We start from the raw sequence: 21,642 nt of genomic DNA on the forward strand, positions 1-21,642 counted from the left end.
CAACAAAAAAGCTCTGAGAAATTAGGGCTTTTTTTGGCAATAAGAAGTTGTGTTGTTCCCGAAGTAATTCGGGAAAGTAGTTTACCAAAGTAAATTTGGTATACCAATGAGAAGCTTTCCTTTTTTCTTAATAAGAAGATTGGGATGCTTTTTTGTTTATTAATTTCACTAATGAATTTGGGCTGACAATCTTGAAAATGAACAAAGCATTCAAAAAAATAATAAACACGCTCCTTTTAATTCTATTATTTTCAAATATAGTAATTAGTCAGAATTCTAATTTCATATTTTCTCCTTTAAACACAACACATGGCCTTAGTGATAATCAGGTAAGATTTATTCTTCAACTTGTTGATGGTAGAATGGTTTTTACCACAAACGGAAATGTTAATATTTATGATGGTTTCAAATTTCAGTATATACATCGTAGAGAAAAGGATGTAACAACTCTGAAAAATTATGATGGACATTATCGTGTCTATCAAAGTAAAGATTCTTTACTGTGGATTAAAGATCAATATAAATTAATGTGTATTGATTTAAAGGTAGAAAAGTACATACACGAACCCAATAAAATTTTTCAAAATATTGGGGTAAAAGGTCCCGTTCTTGATTTCTTTTTGGATGACCATAAGAGAATGTGGCTACTTACTGAAAAGGGGTTAATACAGCCAGAAACCAATACTTTAATTAAAAATATATCTGATGGGGGAAAACTTCAAGATTTAGGTAGTGACAAGGGTTTTCTGTATCTTTTTTATCATACAGGAGAAGTTATTTGTTACGATTTAAATACACAAGAAAAAGTTTATGGTGTAAGTCCTTATGATTTAAGTGAAATAAAAGAATTTGATAGAACATCAATGGTTGTTAAAGGTAAAGAAGGTTTTTATCAGCTGCGAAATGGATATAAGGGTGGCTTTTTCTTCTTTAATCCAAAAACCAAAAACTGGAAAACCATATTAGAAACCTCCTATACTTTAAATACTCTTGTTATTACAAATGAAGAGAGAGCTTATGTGAGTACTTTAAAAGGTGTTTGGGATATTGACAATAATAGTGGTGTTAAGAATTATTTTCCATCACTTAAAAAAATTAATGGAGAGGTTGTAAATACAGATATTAGCACCTTGTTTTATGATCAACAAGGCGCTTTATGGATTGGTACTTATAATAGGGGTTTATTATATTTCCACCCTTCTCGATTTAGTTTTCATAAAATGGGGTCTTCATATTTTCCAAATTCAAATTTAAAAGATTTAAGTGTTTGGTCTTTTGCAGAAGATGAGTTCGGTAAAATTTATCTCAGTACAAATTTTGGTTATTACGAATATCATACCTCTACTAATGATAGTATTTATTTGACTTCTATAAATGAAAAAATGTTATCTGAAGACGTTTTAGGGCAATTTAATAAAAAGGAAAGCAATACTTATAAAAATAAAACATACAACGCTTTATTTACAGATAGTCGAAATTGGGTTTGGGCAGGAACTTCCGATGGTTTAAAACTTTTTACACCTGAAGATAAAATAGGAAAAACTTTTTATGTAGAACAAGGCCTTGTCAACAACTCTGTACATGCAATAATTGAAGATAAGAATAAGCAAATGTGGGTTACTACGAGTAATGGGATTTCTAAAATTAATGTTGATATAAATTCTCAAGAAATCTACTTTACCAATTTTAACTATTTTGATGGGACATTATCTGGTGAATATTTAAATTCTTCAGCCTTTGAATCTAAAAATGGTACTTTATTCTTTGGAGGTGTTGATGGCTTTAATACCTTGTCTCCAAATCGTATTTCTGTGCCAGATTTACCTTTTAAACCTCTTTTGAGGTCTATCAAAGTTCACGGAAATAAAATAGAGCATCAACGAACCTATGGAAAAAAAATAATTCTATCACAGGCTACTCCTTTTGTAAATGATATTACACTTAACTATAATGATAACTTTTTGACATTTGACTTTTCGTCTCTAAATTACATTAATCCAGAAAAAACATATTATCGTTATCAAATGGAAGGGGTAGATAAGGATTGGGTTACATTACAACCAGGTTATACAGCAGGTAAACTCTTAACTCTTAACTATACAAATTTAGAACCTGGAGAATATTCTTTAAAAGTAATGTCATCTAATAAAGTAGATGTATGGCAAGGGAAACCCCATAAAATAGATGTTACTATACAGCCACCATGGTGGAAAAGTCCAATGGCTTATGTTGGCTATTTATTAGCTTTTATTCTAATAACTTCAGGTATATTATATTTCTATCTCAGTTATACTAAAGAGAAAATAGAGCAGCATCATAGGGAAGAAATTCTTTTATTGCGAATACGAAATTTAATTGAGCAGCGCAAAGCTTTTGAAGATGTTCAAGAAAAACAGGAAGAAATAGATGATTCTGCCACAGAAGAACAACTTCAAAAGCCTATCGATATAGCTTTTCTTAACAAGGCTATTGAAATTGTAGAGAAGAATATAAATATTCCAGGATATTCTGTTGAAGAGCTTAGTAGTGATTTAAATATGGAGCGAACTGGGCTTTATAAAAAATTGACAAAATTACTAGAGGAATCTCCTAGTCTATTTATAAGAAACTTACGATTAAAAAAAGCTGAGCAATTATTGCTTGAAGGTGATTTAACGATTGCCGAAATTGCAGATAGGGTAGGATTTAGTAGCTCTAGCTATTTAAGTAAGTGTTTTCGTGAAGTTTATGGGTGCAATCCTTCAAAGTACACTGAAAATGCAAAGAAATCAACCTGAGTGTTATTTGTTTCAACATAGTTATTACTTCTTTACTTGTTGTTTTGTAGATATTTGTCCTGATTAGTTAACGTTTTATTTTTTCATCTTAAAATTTTTCGACTTTACTTTTAATGTTGATCTATTTGACGAGTATATGTTGGTTTTTATTAAAAATGGAATATATAATTGTCTAAAGTTTTGAGATAAAATTCAAGTCTTAACAAAATCAAATTACATAAGGTTTTCGATCTATAATTTTATCGAATAAGTACTTTTATAATAAGGGGGTATTTGATGATAATTATAAGAAGAACTAAAATTATAGTTTAATCATAAATGAATTAAACTATAATATAAAGAGGGGTAGATTATTAAAAAAAGGTACTTAACCAATACCTATAATTCAACCTCAAAGGTATAGAGCATCCATAATTGATTGTGGAAGTTTTATATTCAAAAATGTCAACTTTAAATACTATATAAGAATGCAGCAAATAGCAACAATTAATAAGCTAAAACGAAATCGATTTTGTTCGTTTTTAATTTTCACATTTTTTCTTGGATTATCAGTTTACGGGCAGGAAATTAATATCTCTGGGCAGATTACCAGTGTTATTGATGGAATGCAGTTACCTGGTGTTAATGTATTAGAAAAAGGAACATCTAATGGTGTCGTAACAGATTTCGATGGTAAATATGTTATCAAAGTTTCTTCAGAAGCAGTTCTTGTGTATTCATACATAGGATTTAAAACGCAGGAAGTTAAAGTAAATACTCAAAATAAAATTGATGTACAATTAACCGAAGATATTGAATCTTTAGATGATATTGTAGTAGTGGGATATGGTACCCAAAGAAAGGAAGATATAACAAGTGCTGTTTCTTCTGTAGATTCTGAAGAATTTGTTAAAGGAAATGTAAATGATATAGGGCAATTGCTTCAAGGTAAGGTTGCTGGTTTGTCTGTCTCTATTTCTAGTGGAGATCCTCGTGCAGGTTCTCAAGTACGTTTGAGAGGTACTAACTCTATAATTGGTTCTAGTAGCCCGCTTATTCTTATTGATGGTATTCCTGGAGACTTTCAAACGGTAGCTCCTGAAGATATTGAATCTATAGATGTTTTAAAAGATGGGTCGGCTGCTGCTATTTACGGTACCAGAGGTACAAATGGTGTAATATTAATTACAACTAGAAGAGCTAGTGGGACCTATACAAACCGAGTAGATTATTCGGTAAGTTTAAGTACACAGGAAATAGCAAACAGATTGGATGTATTATCTGCCGATGATTATAGACGACAGATTGAAGAAGGAGTAAGAGATCCTAGTCAGGATTTTGGAAGCTCAACAGATTGGTTAGATGTAATGACGCGTTCCCCTTTTAGCCAAATACATAATTTAACTTTCAGAGGAGGAAATAGCAAAACAAATTATATAGCTAATATTAATTATAGAGGTTTAGAAGGAGTGTTTTTAAAATCAAATAATGAAACATTCTCAGGACGTATAGATGTCAATCATAATATGCTTGATGATAAACTGAAATTTAATTTTGGAATAATAAGTCGTTCACAAAATTACACAACTACTTCAAATCAAAGCTATACTTACAGGCAAGCATTAATTAGAAATCCAACAGAGCCTATCTATGATGAAGAAGGAAACTGGTTTGAACGTCCAGGGAATTTTGATTATGAAAATCCTTTGGCTCGTATTTATGAATCTGATGGAGAGGAACGATCTTTATTTAGTAGATACAATGCGAATATAACTTATGAACCTGTAAAGAATTTAAAGATTAATGCATTAGGTTCTTTAGGGCGTTATTATCAAACGCGAGGTTATGCTGAAACAAAAAATCATATATCTAATGTGAAAAATGGTTTGAATGGATATGTTAATAATGGAACCAGAGAAACTCAAGAAAAATTATTCGAGTTAACTGCACAATATTCTGCATCTATAGATAAGCACTCTTTTACATTTTTAACCGGATATAGTAATCAAGAAAGTTACTATCGGGATTATTCAATGACAAATAGGGATTTCCCAACTGATGAGTTCTCATATCATAATATTGGGTTGGGTAATGGTATAAATGAAGGTGATGCAACAGTTGGGGGTGTAACGTCTAAATCTAATTTAATAGGATTTTTTAATAGGTTAAACTATAATTTTGATAATAAATATTTATTTATGGCTAGTGTTCGTCATGAAGCTGCTAGTCAATTATATCGTACTGATAAACCGTGGGGAACTTTTCCAGCTGTTTCGGCAGGGTGGAGAATTTCACAAGAATCGTTTTTAAAAGATGTTGATTTTATTTATAACCTTAAATTAAGAGCAGGGTATGGTGTTACTGGTACACCAAATGGTCGTGCTTTTGGTGCGGTTCCGTTACTAGGATTTGGATCATATTTTTACTACAATGGCGAATGGATAAGAACATTGGTTCCTTCACAGAATGCTAATCCTGATTTAAAATGGGAAGAAAAACATGAAACTAATTTAGGGCTCGATTTTGGGTTTATTGATAATAGAATTAGTGGAAGTATAGATTATTATGTACGTGATATAAACGATTTACTATATGATTACTCCGTTCCAGTACCTCCAAATCTTTATCCTACAACTCGTGCCAATGTTGGGAAAATGAAAAATGAAGGTTTAGAGATTGCTTTAAATTTCATTCCGGTACAGAATGAAAATTTTGAATGGACATCAAATGTAAATCTTTCTACAAATACAAATAAATTGGTAAGTATTTCTAATGATTTGTACCAATCAACTAACGACTATTTTACTGCAGGTGGTACTGGCTCACCAATAACTACCTTTACTCATCTTGTTAAAGTAGGAGAAACTGTTGGTAATTTTTATGGTTTCAAAGTAACAGGTATTGATGACGACGGTTTATGGATTTATGAAACACCAGAAGGTGAAACGCAAAGTTATGATGAGTTTAATCATAGTTTTGAAGACAAGCAGGTTTTAGGTAATGGACTTCCAAAATATTATGCTAATTGGAATAACTCATTCAAATATAAGCAGCTTGATTTAACGGTTACAATGCGTGGTGCATTTGATTATCAGATCTTGAATTTTGAACGTATGTATTTTGAAAACCCTTCCATTCAGCAGTATAACAGGTTAACTTCGTCTGAAGATCCAATTTTTGGTAAAGATGTAGCATTGAATGCTCCAGAAGAGTTTACGAGTCATTATATAGAAAATGGAGATTTCTGGAAGATAGACAATATTACTTTGGGGTATAATTTCGATAAAATTGGAAAGCATATTAAATCAGCTAGGTTGTCTTTTTCAACATTAAATACTTTTACATTTACTAAATATTCGGGTATCGACCCTGAAGTAAATAGAGGAGGTCTAGCCCCTGGTAATGATGGTCGTGATAAATACCCAACAACAAGAACATATACTTTGGGATTAAATGTTTCTTTTTAAAAAAATAACTGTGATGAAAAATATTAAGAATTTATATAAAATTACGATGTTATCAGTATTGTTACTAATAGCATCTTGTACAAGTCTTGAAGATACAAATTATAGAGACCTGATAGCAGATGAGTTTACACCAACGTCAAGCGATATAGCAGCCTTAGTTAGTTCTGCTTATGTAGATTGGAGAAATACGATTTTACTATGGAATGGTATATGGAGATCTCAAGAAGTAACGGCCGATGAGGTTGTTATTCCAGCGCGTCCTAATGGATGGGTTGACGGTGGAGTTTACAAACGTTTACATCAACACAGATGGACAGCTGACGATGATCCTGTAAATCAAGGTTGGTCAAGAACTTATAACGGAATTACGAATTGTAATAAAATTATATTTCAAATTGAGTCTGGGTATGTGCCACTTAAGGAAGAACAATTAGCCTCTTCAATAGCAGAATTACGGGTGTTACGTGCTTCTTACTATTACTTATTATTAGATTTATATGGTAATGTGCCTATCGTTACACAATTTGATGTTCCAGACGGGTTTTTACCAGAGCAATCTACTCGCAGTGAAGTTTATGACTTCGTAGTTACTGAAATTACGGAAAGTCTAGATGATCTTCTTGAAGATTCGAGCGCAGAAATGTATGGAAGATTTAATAAGTGGGCAGGGTATTCTTTATTAGCTAAAGTATATTTAAATGCAGAAATTTATAGCGGGACTCCACAATGGCAAAAGTGTATAGATGCATGTCAGGAAGTAATTAACTCAGGAAGCTATATTCTTGAACCTAATCAGAAAAATGTATTTGTTACAGAAAATCAAAACTCTAAAGAAATTATTTTTGCTTTAGCAATTGATGATAATTATACGACATCTTGGAATACATTTGATTTGCATTTGCAAACCCTACAGCCTGCCAATCAAGCAACTTATGATTTAGAATTAACGCCTTGGGGAGGTATGGCTGCTATTCCACAGTTTATTAGCTCGTTTGATTCTGAAGACAGTAGACTAACTAACAATTTTATTTATGGGCAGCAATATGCGTCTTCAGGAGAAATGCTAGACGTTCAATTTGGTTCATTTAGTGGAGATCCTCTTAATTATATAAATGAAATTCCAAGTGTTGATAGGTCAGAATCAATTCACGGATATCGTTTTGGGAAATTTGAAATTGAAAAGGGAAGTACTAATATTTTAAATAACGATTTTCCTGTTTTTAGATATGCAGATGTGTTAATGATGAAAGCCGAAAGTCTTTTAAGAACGAATCGTGAAGGTGATGCAGCAGATATTGTTACACAAGTTAGAGAAAGAGCCTTTAAATCTAATCCTGATAAAGCTATTGTAACAGGAGCAGAGCTTTTAGGAGGTGCTATTTATGATTATGGTTTAAGAGACGAAAACAATACAACAAATGAAGGTGGAAGCGATATTCCTTTTGGTCGTTTTCTTGACGAATTGGCATGGGAGTTTAATCAAGAAGGTCATCGTAGGCAAGATATGATAAGATTTGGAGTGTTTACAGTCAAATCTTGGTTTTCTCATGCTCCTACAGGAAATCACAGAATTCTTTTTCCTATTCCACAACAAGCCTTAAATAATAATACAAATTTAGATCAAAACCCAGGATATTGATATTCCTAGTTTTGTTCAATTCACCTAAATAAATTAAACACTACCTGATGCTTTTAAGATCATCAGGTAGTTAACACTAGATATAAACAATTAGTAAAAAATAGTTTAATAAATTACTATTTCACTTCTAATTTTATCGTTACTAAAAAAATTATGCAGTTTAAAGTTTTTCTATTCTTATTTCTTATTTCTATTGGTACTATTCATGCGCAGAAATCGTACACAAAAACAGAACTCGGGTTAAAAGCTGAGGTTGACTCTTTTGAGATTGAGTTGCAATTTTATTCTTCCAAATCTATTCGTGTTTTAAAATCTAAAAAAGGATTTGATTTTGAAAAGAAAAGTCTTTCAGTTATAGCTAATCCTCAAACAACATTAAGAAGTATAAAAGAAATAGGTGATACTATTGTTCAGATTTCTTCAGAGTCTTTAGCGGTAAATCTAGATTTATCTTCAGGAAAATTAGTATTCCTTGATAAAAATGGAAATGTATTGTTAAATGAAAAGCTTAATGGAAGTCATTTATATCCAAGAATGGATGTTAATGAAAAAACATTCAGAATAAAACAAGAATTTCAGCTCGACAACAATGAACATATTTATGGTTTAGGACAATTTCAAGAAGGTAAAATGTCTCAAAGAAATCAGGAGTTGTTTATGAGACAGGACAATTTAGAAACAGCTGTTCCTATTATTCAGTCTAATAAAGGTTATGGTGTTTTTTGGGATAATTATGCGCCAACAACCTTTTTTGATGATGCTAGCGTAACTTCTTTTGAGTCAGAAGTAGGTGATTTAATTGATTATTACTTTATGTATGGTAAAAATGCTGATGGTGTTGTTGCACAAATTAGAGCGCTTACAGGGCAAGCGCCTATGATGCCTTACTGGACGTTTGGTTATTGGCAAAGTAAAGAACGTTATGAAAGCCAAGAAGAAACAGTTGGGGTTGTAAAAAAATATAGAGACCTTGGAGTACCAATAGATGGTATTATTCAAGATTGGCAATATTGGGGCGATAATTACCATTGGAATGGGATGACTTTTGGTAACCCTACATTTCCAGATCCTGTAAAATTCACAGAACAAATACACGATTTAAATGCTCATATTATCATTTCTGTATGGGCTTCTTTCGGACCTAAGACAGAACCATTCAAAATATTGAAGGATAAAAATATGTTGCTAGATTTTACAACATATCCAGAAAGGGCTGTGAATTATTGGCCTGCTAAACCAGGAGACCCCATTTCTGGAGTGAGAGTTTATGACCCTTACAATCCTGAAGCCCGTGATATTTATTGGGATTATTTAAATAAAGGAATTTTTTCAAAAGGAGTTGATGGTTGGTGGTTAGACTCTACAGAGCCAGATCATTTAAACATTAAAGATAAAGACTTTGATGTTCAAACACATTTAGGGTCTTTTAGAAAAGTGCGTAACGCATTCCCATTAATGACAGTGGGTGGTGTTTATGATCATCAAAGAGAAACAACTTCAGATAAACGTGTATTTATATTAACACGTTCTGCTTTTGTTGGTCAACAACGATATGCAGCAAATTCATGGTCTGGTGATATTGTTTCAAGTTGGGAAACACTAGAAAAACAGATTTCAGCAGGACTTAATTTTGTATCAGCAGGTATACCATATTGGAATACAGATATAGGAGGCTTTTTCACTTGGAAATATCCAAAAGGTATAAAAAATCCTTCTTTTCAGGAATTATATGTCAGGTGGGTACAATATGGAGCTTTTACTCCTATGATGCGCTCACATGGTACCACAACACCAAGAGAAATATACCAATTAGGAAATCGAGGAGACTGGAATTTTGATGCAGTAGAAAAATTTATAAATCTACGATACAGATTGCTGCCTTATATTTATTCAAATTCTTGGCAGGTAACCTCAAATGCATCAACAATGATGAGGCCTTTGTTTATGGACTTCTCAAAAGACACAAAAGCACTTGACCTTAATGATGAGTTTATGTTTGGGAAATCTATTCTTGTGGCTCCAGTTACTGAAGCTTTATATACCGAAGGAAATGAGGATTCTCTAGCGACATTCGAAAAAATAGGCAGTAGAAAGGTTTATTTGCCAGATTCTACAGATTGGATTGACTTCTGGACTGGTGAGAAATTAAAAGGCGGGCAAGAAGTTGAGAAAGAAGTGCCTATAGATATTATGCCTTTATTCATAAAGGCAGGTTCCATAATTCCTTTTGGTCCTAAAGTACAATATGCAAATGAGAAAAAAGGCCCTATAGAGATTCGTATATATCCTGGTAAGGATGCTCAATTTACATATTATGACGATGAACGTGATAATTACAATTATGAAGAGGGTTCGTATGCCACAATAGAATTTTTATGGGATGATTCTAAAAACAAATTAACTATAGGTGAGCGCAAAGGAAATTTTAAAGGATTACCGAAAAATATTGAATTTGAAATTTTAATAGTAAAGGGTGAAAATTCCTCTGGGATTTATCCTAAAGCATCTAAAAAGTGCTTCTTATATAAAGGTAAATCTAAAACAATGCGAATTAAGTAACAACCTTTTACGATATATATATTAAATAATCTATGAAATATGACCATACCTAGATTTTATCAAATCCATAGTTTAAAATCAATAATAAAACTGATTTTAATTATAAGCTGTTCTTTGTTTTTAATAGACGGATATGGGCAAACAGCAAGTACTAGTGATAATATTATTGCTCAGCCCTCAACAGACAGAATTGTACTCTTTGACGTGACAGACTCCGGAATATCAAAAACGATACAGTTTGGAGCAGACCTTGCTTGGCCTAGTAGAGAAAACTTTAGAAGAGCGCTTCGTTTTATGGGTAAAGATCAAACTGATGTAGCGCGAGTTTCATTTCAGCCTACACATCCATTAATAGATGGAGATTTACAGCAAGAACAAATTGACGCATTAAATTTTCGACTAGGAATTGTTGAGGCTTATGCAGCACCAGATGTTGAGATTGTAATGAATTCTGATGCAATTTCTGTTGATCCGTATTTCTTTGAGAATGCGATTAATTGGAAAAACTTACTTAAAGCAAATGCTAAAAGAATTGAAGATAGAGGCTTTCCAGTAATAAGTATTGGGCCGATGAATGAACCGGATTTAGGTCCAGAGCAAGGCTCAATTCAAGATTTTTATGACATTGTTGTAGAAATGAAAAACGACCCTTATTTTGATGGAAAGCGTATTTCTGGTGGAAATACATTAAATACTGATAAGGCTTTAGAATGGTATGAATTTTTAAAATCATCTGGTATTAACGAAGGGAATACGCACCAATTAGCCGGTTCTTTTGATAATTATGCAAATTTTTTCGAGCAGGTGCGCGCCAATGGAGATCATGCTTCTAATGATGAACTTCACAATGTCATGGAAGCTCTTGTAGGTTATGAATATGGCATGCAAATGGGAATCTGGTGGGGACCCGCAGATTATGCTCGTGGCGAAATGGTTAAAGCTTTTGATGGAGAAAGAATTGGTTATGCTGAACACCGATCAAAATGGACTGCCGCAGCAGTCTATCGTACACCAGAGGGAAAGGTTCAGGCTTTTGGAGGGACATCAGAAAGACAGGCAAATACCACTAGTTTCAACTATGTTTCAAAAGATAGAATGGTTTACTACGATGGTTATGGGCCTCAACGTGAATTTGTGTTAGAAATGCCTGGGGGAACCGGTTATCAACAAGGGCAATCCAATGCTGAACGTGTAATAAGTGTTACATGGGGTGAAGATATTCAACCTGTAATAGATGGCCTGTATAAACTCGTTAATCGAGAAAGCGGTCAGGTAATTGTAGTGGGCGATACTCCCGAAACAAATGGAGCCAACGTAATATCAGGAAACTATACAGGGACTTCTACTCAAAATTGGAAGGTCACTCCTGTTGATTCTAGAATAGGTGGAGATTTTAGCTATTGGAGAATTTCTCCAGAGACTGGTAATAATAAATTTATGGAAGTTAGCGGTTTTTCTTTGGAAAATGGCGGAAACATTCAGCTATGGGATAAATTTGATACCGGGAACCAACAATGGTATTTAGAATATTTAGAAAATGGGTGGTTTTATATAAGAAATAGAGAGAGTTCTTATTGTGTTACCATAAATAATGACGGAAATATGGTGCAGAATGAGAAAACTAATAATTTTAACCAGCAATGGCGTTTTTTACCCATAGATGCTCCTATAGAGTTTGATGCGCCTACTGCTCCAACAAGTCTTAAAGCTATTGCAAATAAAGTTTCTGTTAAACTAGAATGGACAGCAAATACTGAATCAGATCTTGCTAGCTATATTGTTTTACGAGCAGATACTGCTGGAGGAAACTATAATACCATAGCAAGAAATATAACAACTACTGCTTTTATAGACAATACTATTGATACTGGTAATGCATATTATTATAAAGTAATGGCAGAAGATAATTCTTTAAATCGTTCTGGTTTTTCAGATGAAGTTTCTGCTACTGCTTCAGGAGATGAAGATCTTGTTGCGCATTATACTTTTGAAGGAAACACGAAAGATGCGACAATAAACCTTAATCACAGTGCCGCTTTTGGCGATGTGTCATATATTGAAGGAAAAGCGACTTTAAATGCTGTAAAATTAAATGGTTCAGATAACTTTGTTCAATTACCTGCTACAATTGCTAATCATCAGGAAATTACTGTAGCAACTTGGGTTTACCGTCAGGACAGTGGAAAAGATAGACGTATTTTTGATTTTGGTAATATTGAAGATCAAAGTATGTATTTATCTCCAGCAAATGCTTCTTCTAGATTATATTTCGGCCTCAAAAATAGTGGAAGCGAACAAAGTTTATCATCATCAGAATTACCTATTGGACAATGGTCACATGTCGCTATTACTTTAAGTAATAATAATGCAGTATTATACGTGAATGGTAAAATGGTAGATGAATCAACTTCTATATCTATTAGCCCAAATGATTTTAAACCTATACTAAATTATATAGGACGTGGGCAAAATTCAGGTATTCCATTTAATGGTAGAGTAGAAGATTTTAGAATTTATAATTATGCTCTATCTGCTGAAAAAGTAGCTGAACTTGCTAAAATTGAAGTAAATGTTCTTGTAAGTAGTAAAGGCGAAACTTGTTTAAATAAAAATAATGGTGAAATTACCATTATTGCAAATGTTGAAGCTAATCATATCGTTACTGTTAATGCAGAGAGTTATGATTTTACAAATCAAAAATTAGTAGTTAAGGATTTGGCTCCAGGAACATACGATGTTTGTCTAACTTCGTTAGTAAGTGATTTTGAACAGTGTTATGAAGTAGATATACTAGCTAGTAATTCAATTACGGGTAAGTTTTCAAAGTCTGGTAATAAAATGCATGTCGAAATTAGTTCGGGTACAACTCCTTATATTGTGAAAGTTAATGGAATTAAGCAATTAGAGACTTTCGAAAAAGACTTTAATGTTACTGTAGAAAATGGTGATTTATTAGAAGTTAATTCTGTTAATGAGTGTGAAGGAAAGCTTTCCGAAAATATTACTTCTCCACTAACCTTTAAAGTTTTTCCTAATCCGTTCGATGAAAGTTGTGAAGTATTTATATCAAGCGATTCTAATTCTGTAGAATTATCTGTATATAATATGAGTTCTGTCTTGGTTTCAAGTGCTAATTATAAACTTGTAAATGGTAAGGCAATTTTAAATCTAGAAAATCTACCTGCAGGAATTTACTTTGTTAGAGTGAGCACTCATCCTGAAGAAACCATACGTTTAATAAAAAAATAAAATTATTATGAAAGACTACATATCCCTTTTAATATTCTGTATGATATTGTTTTTCTCTTGTGGTAGTGATGAAGAAGATGCAACAACTACACCAGATGAAAATATAGCTCCAGAAATACCGCTATTAGTTTACCCAACTAATAATTTGGTTTGTATAGAGAATATTTTAAAATTTCAATGGAATCCAGCTATAGATCCAGAAGGAGGTATTGTTAATTACGAAATACAAATTGCCAGAGATAATACATTCACAGAAATTGTGAGTACACTTAAAACATCTAATATAACATCAGATATATCGCTGTTTAAAGGTGTGATGTATTATTGGAGAGTTAAGGCTATTGATAATAAAAATGCTTCTAGTGAGTACTCTGAAGTATACAATTTTTATACAGAAGATGAAGCTGTAGCTAATTATTTACCTTTTGCGCCTACTCTAATTTTTCCCGAGAATAATTCAGAACTAACAGAAGATTCTGTTACATTAAATTGGTCGGCAGAAGATGCCGATGATGATGTTTTAATTTACGACATCTATTTTGGAACCGATAAAGCTGCGTTACAAATAATAGCTAAAGATTTAAGCGAAGTAAAATATGATGCTGTAATAAATACTAAAAATTCATATTACTGGAAAGTGGTGGCTAAGGATAACAAAGGAGGTTCAACCATTGGACAAGTATGGAGTTTTACAAAAATTTAAAGTTTGAGATTTATAAATAGAATGTTTAAATAAAATATAATAATATGAAAAAAATGAAACACGATTGTTTGAGAGTTTTAGCATCAATTACAATGTTATTCTTGGTTTTTGGATGTGAAGAGTCTCAATTACCAGAGAAAACTTTACCAAATTCTACTGCCTATTTTTCTTTTGAGCCTATAGAAAATTCTTTAACAGTTAATTTTAATAGTATCACAAATTTTGCTGAGACTTTTGAATGGGATTTTGGTGATGGTCAAAGTTCTACTGAAGCAAATCCAGTATACACTTATGCTAATGCAGGAAGTTACACAGTAACATTAACAACTACAGGGAAAGAAGGAACTACTCCTGCTATAAAAACTCTTGAGTTAACCTTAGAGAAGCCAATTCCTCACCCCATAGCAGATTTTTCATTTGTAGCTAATGAGGATAATTCTTTAGAAATACTATTTACAAGTACTACTACTAATGCAGAAACTTTTGCTTGGGATTTTGGTGATGGTAATACATCTGCTGATGAAAACCCAAATCACATTTATAACGGTATAGGTGATTATACTGTAACATTAACTGTAGGAGGTATTGAAGGAACAATACCTGCTATAGTAACAAAAATAGTAAGTATTGTGCCTGCTGATGATCCTAATTTAATTAAAGCTGCTAATTGGACAATACAAGCTGATCGACCTGGTGGAGGTGTAAATGTAGATATAGATGGTAATACAGTTAGCTTCTCGGGTGATGGAGGTTTTGTTGGTTCGCATATTTTTCAAGAAGTAATAGTTGAGGCTGGAACTTATAAATTTAGCGGTTCTTTTGTTATCAATTCACTAATCGATCAAGTATGGGGAGAACTCTTCTTTAGTACAGTTATGCCCCAAGAACTTGTAGAGTTTTATCGTGGTGACGAAATTAAGGTAAAGTATAATACATGGGAAGGTAGCCCTAAAGAAGTTGGTACTTATGATTTTCAAGACGTAGATACTACTGGTAATTTTCCTGAAGATAAGCTGTTTACATTTGATACTGCACAAACTATTTATATTGTATTAAAAAGTGGCTCTGGACAACCCTATAATATTAGTTGGGCTGATATCTCTTTTGAAAAAATGGATTAAATAAATTTAATAAAAGTAAAAAGCTCTAAGAAATTAGAGCTTTTTTTGCAATAAGAAAGAAGTTGTGTTGTTTCCGAAGTAATTCGGGAAAGTAGTTTGCCAAAGTAAATTTGGTATACCAATGAGAAGCTTTCCTTTTTTCTTTTTAGAAAATTGGGATGCTTTTTTGTTTTAGAGCCGTTTTGTTATTTTATTACTACCTTACTGAGTATAATTTAAAACCAACCAATTATGAAAAAAGGAGCAATTAAAGTAAGTGTGTTATATCCTAATGAAACAGGGAAAACATTTGATATGGATTATTATTGCAATAAGCATGTGCCAATGGTAGCAGGTTTGTTAGGAGATGAAGTTATAGGTGCTACAGTAGAAAGTGGTTTAGGGGGCGGAGCTCCTAATGAAGCCGCTACATATATAGCTATGGGGAATTTGTATTTTGAAACAATCGAAGCTTTTGAAACATCTTTTGGACCAAATACAGAGCAAATTATGGGAGATTTACCTAATTACACTAATATTAATCCCATTATTCAAATTAGTGAAGTAATGATATAATTATATCTTTTAAAACTTAAAAGAGTTAAACTTAATAATATAAAGCATTCCTGTTTTCTGTAAAATAGGAATGCTTTTTTGTTTTTAGTCATTAACATTTCAAATTGACTTCTATCATTTTGTAATTAAAGTTGTGTTTTTTTTCACTAGCAAGTTTTTACTGTGTAACAAATGTTACATATTAATATTTGTAATATTTGTAATATTGTTCTTCTTATAATGTTAGAATTTAACTTTTTAACGATTAATAGCAAACTAAGCGTATATTTTATATACGCTTTTTTTTATATAAAAAATTAAGGTTTTGTTACGTTTGAAGAATCTCTAATAACTAATTCGGCATCTAAAATTATTTTATTTAGTGTTTGCTTTAAAGTTGTTTTTTTTGCGTGGTTTAAAAAGGTTTTAGCTGCTTGTTTACCAATTTCAGCACTGTGCTGGTTTATACTCGTTATAGTTGGTGTAACCATGGCTGTAAAAGGTTCGTCACCAAAACCTACTAGCGCAATGTCTTTAGGTATATTTATGTTTTTTTCATTAAGTATTTGCAAAGCGCCTAATGCTGCATAATCACCAGCCACATAAACAGCATCTGGCCTGTTTTTTAAAGCTAACAATTTGGTCATTTTTTGCCTGCCATCTTCAATAGTAAGGCTGCTTTCAATAAGAAGTTCTTCATCAAGGGGTAATTGGTGCTTCTTTAAAGCATCTATATAACCTTTTATTCTATTATTAAAAATTCGTGTGTGTTTGTATCCTCCAATATGAGCTATTCGTTTACAGCCTTGTTTTACTAAATGTTCAACAATAATATGACTGCTTTCATAATCATTAATACCTATATAGTCAACATTTAAATCATTTTCACCACGATCAAATAGAATTAACGGAATGCCTTTAGATTTAATTTTTTCATAATATTCTAAATTAATAGTTTCATTTGCCATGGAAGCAATTATGCCATCAACTTGAGTAAATAATAATGTATCTATATTGTTACATTCTTTTTTATAAGACTCGTTAGATTGTGTAATAATTATATTGTAGCCTTCTTTATTTAAGACTTCTTCAATGTTTTGAATAACTGAAGAAAAAAAGTTACTATTAGTTCTTGGTACAATAACGCCTACTAATTTGCTTTTTCCTTTACGTAAAGCACTTGCTAAATGATTGGGTTGGTAATTTAAATTTTTAGCAACTTGTTTTACAGCTTTTTTAGTCTTTTCACTTATTCTGGGGTCGTCATGTAGTGCTTTTGAAACAGCTGCAGGAGATATATTTAATACGTTAGCAATATCTTTTATGGTAGTTTTCTTTTTTCTATTCAATTTTTTTATATATTTGCTTAAACGTTTAAGCAAATATAATGTTTTAGTTTTTATAATCAAAACCATAAGGTATTCATTGGTTTTGATTTTATTTGAGAAATTTGCTTAAACGTTTAAGCAAATTAAATTAACTAAATAACAATTAAGAAATGAGTAAAGTAGTAACATTTGGGGAAATCATGTTAAGATTAGCTCCTCAAGGATTTTTAAGATTTTCGCAAGCAAATAATTTTGATGTTGTTTACGGAGGAGGAGAGTCTAACGTAGCTGTTTCATTAGCTAATTATGGAATATCTTGTGATTTTGTAACCCGTTTACCAAAAAATGATATTGGTGAGTGTGCTATGATGGAAATGCGTAAAAGAGGTGTTGGTGTTGATAAAATTGTATGGGGTGGAGATCGTTTAGGTATTTATTTCCTTGAAACTGGTGCTGTATCTAGAGGTAGTAAAGTAGTTTATGATAGAGCTAATTCTGCTATGGCTGATATTCAGTCTGGTATGGTTGATTGGGACTCTGTTTTTGAAGGTGTAGAGTGGTTTCACTGGACAGGTATTACGCCAGCTATTTCTCAAAGTTCTGCAGATGTGTGTTTAGAAGCTGTAAAAGCTGCTAGCGCTAAAGGAATTACTATTTCTACAGATTTAAATTATAGAGCTAAATTATGGAAGTATGGTGGTGATCGTGAAGCGATTATGACTGAATTAACTTCTTATTGTGATGTTATTTTAGGGAATGAAGAAGATGCAGAGATGCACTTTGGAATTAAACCAGAAGGTATTAGTGTTCAAACACAAGGTCATGATGTAAAAGCTGAAGCTTTTTTATCTGTTTGTCAACAAATGATGAAAAAATTCCCAAGAGCTAAAAAAGTAATTACAACTTTAAGAGGTTCTATTTCTGCTTCTCATAATACTTGGGCTGGTGTATTATATGATGGTATAAAAATGTTTGAAACACGTCAGTACCAAATTACTGATATTGTTGATAGAGTAGGTGGAGGAGATTCATTTATGGGAGGTTTAATCTACGGATTATTAACGTACCCTGAAGATGATCAAAATGCATTAGACTTTGCTGTAGCAGCGTCATGTTTAAAACACACTATTAAAGGTGATGCTAACTTAGTAACTGTTGCTGAGGTAGAGAAATTAATGGGTGGTGATGCATCTGGACGTGTAGCAAGATAATAAATACGTTTATATGTTTATCGTTGAGTTGTGTATTTCGATTCAATGATAAACCGCTAAACAAAAAACAATATAAAAATGGCACAATTTTCAAGATTAGAAGTGGCTCAAGCCATGAAAGACACAGGAATGATTCCTTTGTTTTTTCACAACGATATAGAATTAAGTAAACAAGTATTAAAAGCTTGTTACGATGGTGGTGCAAGATTAATGGAGTTTACAGCTCGTGGTGATTTTGCTCATGAAGTTTTTGGTGAATTAACTAAATATGCAATTAAAGAATTACCAGGTATGATTATGGGTGTTGGTTCTGTTACAGATGGAGCAGCTGCATCATTATACATGGCTTTAGGCGCAAACTTTATTGTAACACCTGTTTTGAGAGAAGATATTGCAATTGCATGTAACCGTAAAAAAGTATTATGGTCTCCAGGATGTGGTACATTAACAGAAATTACACGTGCTGAAGAATTAGGATGTGAGATTGTTAAATTATTCCCTGGCGATATTTACGGACCTCAATTTGTAAAAGGAATTAAAGGTCCTCAACCATGGACAAGCGTTATGCCTACTGGTGGTGTATCTCCAACAAAAGAAAACCTTAAAGGTTGGTTTGATGCTGGTGTTACTTGTGTTGGTATGGGATCTAAATTAATATCTAAAGACATTATAGCGAATAAAGATTACGCTAAATTAGAGAAAGATGTTAAAGCTGCTTTAGCAATAGTTAAAGAAGTAAGAGGTTAATTAGTAGTTTATATATTTATTTTGTGAGGCATTCTTTTTTCGTTAATGAAAAAAGAATGCTTTTTTATTTTTATAGAAATACTAACTCTCTAAAAGCTGTTCAAGAATAGTTTCTACACCTTCTTCCGAATTGTTTTTAGTTTCAAAATTAGCTATTTTTTTTACGTCTGGATGTGCATTTTCCATGGCGAAACTAAAATGTGCAAGTTTTAGCATTTCTAAATCGTTATTATAATCGCCAAAAACCATCGTTTCATTTTTATGGATACCCATTTTTTCTTGAAGCATACTTAAAGCATAACCTTTATTAGCATTAGCATGTGAAATATCTAACCAATTTTGTCCAGATACAATTATTTGTAATTGGTTTGTTAATGCTTTTAAATGTGGAAATATATAAGTTTCAGAAGATTCAAAATGGTAAACTGCTATTTTTAAAAAATCGTCGTTTGTTACTTCTGTTAAATCATCAACAATTTTATATTCGGCATAATATTTACTAAATTTTGAAATAAAATTAGGTTCGTTAGTTTCTATGTAAGCCGATTTTCTTCCGCATAAAACAATATAACACCCTTCAATTGTTCTTAACGTGTTAATAGTTTTTAATACATTTTCTGAAGATAGCTTTAAAAGAATGTTTGTTCTATTGTTATGTTGCATGATGCCCCCATTTTCGGCAATTATAGAAATATCATGCTTTATAGTGTCTAATTTTTCTAAAATACTTTGGTATTGCCGTCCGCTTGCAGCTACAAAGTGAATATTACGTTGCTTTAATTTTTCAAACTGATTAAAAAATCTATTACTTACTTCACTGTTATTATTTAATAAGGTGCCATCCATATCGCTAACAACAAGTTTTACTTTAGAAAAATCCATATAATTTTAAATTTATTAAAAACAAAAATACCACTCTCATTCTTTTTATTCATTAAATTATATTTAAGAATATGCTATTATTTTTTATAATATTTAATAAAATATTTATTCTGTAAAGAAACCTTGTGATAACTTATTTTTAACATAGTAAAATCAAAAAGAGATTTTTGTAAATTGCGTTTACTTTAATTTATCTAAATACAGAACATGGTTACTTTAAAACAGCTTGCTAAGGAATTAAATGTTTCTATCTCAACAGTTTCAAAAGCTTTAAATAATAGTGAAGAAATTGGAGAAGAAACCGTTAAGCGTGTTAAAGAACTTGCCGAATTATATAACTATACGCCTAATAGAATGGCTTTAAGTTTAAAACAGAATAAAACAAAAACTATAGGTGTTATTATTCCTAATATTCTTAATCATTTTTTAGCAAAAGTTCTTTTTGGTATAGAGAGAGAGGCAACTAAATTGGGTTATAATATTATTACTTGTATTTCTAATGAGTCATTAGAAAAAGAAAAAACAAGTTTGCAATTACTGGCAAGCGGTAGTGTTGATGGCTTTATTTTATGTGTTTCAGAAGAAACACAGATTAAAAATGAAATAGATCATTTTAAGAAAACTATTAGTCAAGGTTTACCCATAGTTATGTTTGACAGAGTAGCACATGATGTTATGTGTGATAAAGTGATTGTTGACGATTTTGATGCTACCTATAATGCAACAAAAGATTTATTGCTTGAAAATAGAAAAAACATTGTCTTTATAAGTAATATTGATGATTTAAGTGTTGGTAAACTAAGAGAGCGAGGTTATAATAAAGCTATTTTAGAAGATGGCGGTCAAGTACCTTTGGTTTTAAGAATAAAGAAGAAAGATGATCATCAGAAAAAAATTAAATCTTTTTTTAAGAAAAACAAAACAATCGATGGTGTTGTAGCAGCCGATAGTACTTCTGGTATAATTGCAATAAATTCTGCTGTAAACTTGGGTAAAAAAGTGCCTAAGCATATATCTGTTATTGGGTTTGCTAGTAAATCAGATTCTAATCACACACTACCTAGATTAACCACAATACGTCAACATGCCAAATTAATTGGAGCTAATGCGGCTCAATTGCTAATAAATAGATTACAGAATTTGCATTTAAATGAAGACGTTAGAACCATAATTGTTAAAACAAGTTTAGTTAAAAATAAATCAACCCTGTTATAGTTTTTAACAAGTTATAAACAGTTTTAAAGTGTTATTTTGCACTTAATCGGTTAAAAAGTGTATTTCATCGAAAATATTATGCATTAGTAAGCACTTTAACCTAATTTAGTACTTCTTAACGAGCAATCCAAATCATTTTCCCCTCAGCTCCGAAAGAAAATTAATCCATTTATAGACAGAGATGTCGAATCCCTCAATTTAAAGTAAAAAAATCTGTGCGTTTTTGTGCGT

13 protein-coding genes are annotated in these 21,642 nt (G+C 31.9%); 11 read left to right on the forward strand and 2 right to left on the reverse strand.

Features of this window, described 5'->3' with window-relative positions; all coding sequences use genetic code 11:
• Positions 1 to 197: 197 nt before the first annotated feature.
• From ACH5TW_RS11690 to ACH5TW_RS11725, 8 genes are all read left to right on the forward strand, one after another.
• The gene (locus tag ACH5TW_RS11690) at positions 198 to 2,777 is read left to right on the forward strand and encodes a helix-turn-helix domain-containing protein (RefSeq protein ID WP_439336687.1); all 2,580 of its coding nucleotides are present in this window, start codon (positions 198 to 200) and stop codon (positions 2,775 to 2,777) included.
• A 467-nt stretch (positions 2,778 to 3,244) separates the two neighbouring features.
• Positions 3,245 to 6,223 (forward strand): SusC/RagA family TonB-linked outer membrane protein, encoded by a 2,979-nt coding sequence (locus tag ACH5TW_RS11695; protein WP_439336688.1) that lies wholly within the window; start codon positions 3,245 to 3,247, stop codon positions 6,221 to 6,223.
• Between the two features lie 13 nt (positions 6,224 to 6,236).
• Positions 6,237 to 7,862 carry a RagB/SusD family nutrient uptake outer membrane protein gene (locus tag ACH5TW_RS11700; RefSeq protein WP_439336689.1) on the forward strand — a complete coding sequence of 542 codons (1,626 nt, stop codon included), beginning with the start codon at positions 6,237 to 6,239 and terminating at the stop codon, positions 7,860 to 7,862.
• A gap of 153 nt (positions 7,863 to 8,015) precedes the next feature.
• Positions 8,016 to 10,421, forward strand: coding sequence for a glycoside hydrolase family 31 protein (locus ACH5TW_RS11705; RefSeq protein ID WP_439336690.1), 2,406 nt, complete (start codon positions 8,016 to 8,018; stop codon positions 10,419 to 10,421).
• Positions 10,422 to 10,460: 39 nt separating this feature from the next.
• Complete coding sequence (locus ACH5TW_RS11710) at positions 10,461 to 13,670, forward strand: LamG-like jellyroll fold domain-containing protein (RefSeq protein ID WP_439336691.1); 3,210 nt, start codon at positions 10,461 to 10,463, stop codon at positions 13,668 to 13,670.
• A 7-nt stretch (positions 13,671 to 13,677) separates the two neighbouring features.
• On the forward strand, positions 13,678 to 14,373 hold the full coding sequence (locus tag ACH5TW_RS11715) for a fibronectin type III domain-containing protein (RefSeq protein ID WP_439336692.1): 696 nt from the start codon (positions 13,678 to 13,680) through the stop codon (positions 14,371 to 14,373).
• 44 nt (positions 14,374 to 14,417) lie between these two features.
• Positions 14,418 to 15,494, forward strand: coding sequence for a PKD domain-containing protein (locus ACH5TW_RS11720; RefSeq protein WP_439336693.1), 1,077 nt, complete (start codon positions 14,418 to 14,420; stop codon positions 15,492 to 15,494).
• Positions 15,495 to 15,725: 231 nt separating this feature from the next.
• Positions 15,726 to 16,049, forward strand: a complete 324-nt coding sequence (locus tag ACH5TW_RS11725; RefSeq protein ID WP_439336694.1) for an EthD family reductase — start codon at positions 15,726 to 15,728, stop codon at positions 16,047 to 16,049.
• A gap of 296 nt (positions 16,050 to 16,345) precedes the next feature.
• Here ACH5TW_RS11725 and ACH5TW_RS11730 read toward each other — a convergent pair whose 3' ends face one another.
• Positions 16,346 to 17,377, reverse strand: a complete 1,032-nt coding sequence (locus tag ACH5TW_RS11730; RefSeq protein WP_439336695.1) for a LacI family DNA-binding transcriptional regulator — start codon at positions 17,375 to 17,377, stop codon at positions 16,346 to 16,348.
• A gap of 149 nt (positions 17,378 to 17,526) precedes the next feature.
• On the opposite strand from ACH5TW_RS11730, the gene ACH5TW_RS11735 reads away from it, so the two are divergent.
• Positions 17,527 to 18,567 carry a PfkB family carbohydrate kinase gene (locus tag ACH5TW_RS11735; RefSeq protein WP_439336696.1) on the forward strand — a complete coding sequence of 347 codons (1,041 nt, stop codon included), beginning with the start codon at positions 17,527 to 17,529 and terminating at the stop codon, positions 18,565 to 18,567.
• A gap of 78 nt (positions 18,568 to 18,645) precedes the next feature.
• The gene (locus ACH5TW_RS11740; protein ID WP_439336697.1) at positions 18,646 to 19,314 is read left to right on the forward strand and encodes a bifunctional 4-hydroxy-2-oxoglutarate aldolase/2-dehydro-3-deoxy-phosphogluconate aldolase; all 669 of its coding nucleotides are present in this window, start codon (positions 18,646 to 18,648) and stop codon (positions 19,312 to 19,314) included.
• Between the two features lie 81 nt (positions 19,315 to 19,395).
• Here ACH5TW_RS11740 and ACH5TW_RS11745 read toward each other — a convergent pair whose 3' ends face one another.
• Positions 19,396 to 20,196, reverse strand: coding sequence for an HAD family hydrolase (locus ACH5TW_RS11745; RefSeq protein ID WP_439336698.1), 801 nt, complete (start codon positions 20,194 to 20,196; stop codon positions 19,396 to 19,398).
• A 207-nt stretch (positions 20,197 to 20,403) separates the two neighbouring features.
• Here ACH5TW_RS11745 and ACH5TW_RS11750 point away from each other — a divergent pair, with 207 nt between their 5' ends.
• A complete protein-coding gene (locus ACH5TW_RS11750; RefSeq protein WP_439336699.1) occupies positions 20,404 to 21,411 on the forward strand; it encodes a LacI family DNA-binding transcriptional regulator in 1,008 nt (335 codons plus the stop codon).
• The last annotated feature ends 231 nt before the right edge of the window (positions 21,412 to 21,642 follow it).

This window comes from Thalassobellus sediminis (assembly GCF_044386045.1).
GTDB classification, from domain to species: domain Bacteria; phylum Bacteroidota; class Bacteroidia; order Flavobacteriales; family Flavobacteriaceae; genus Thalassobellus; species Thalassobellus sediminis.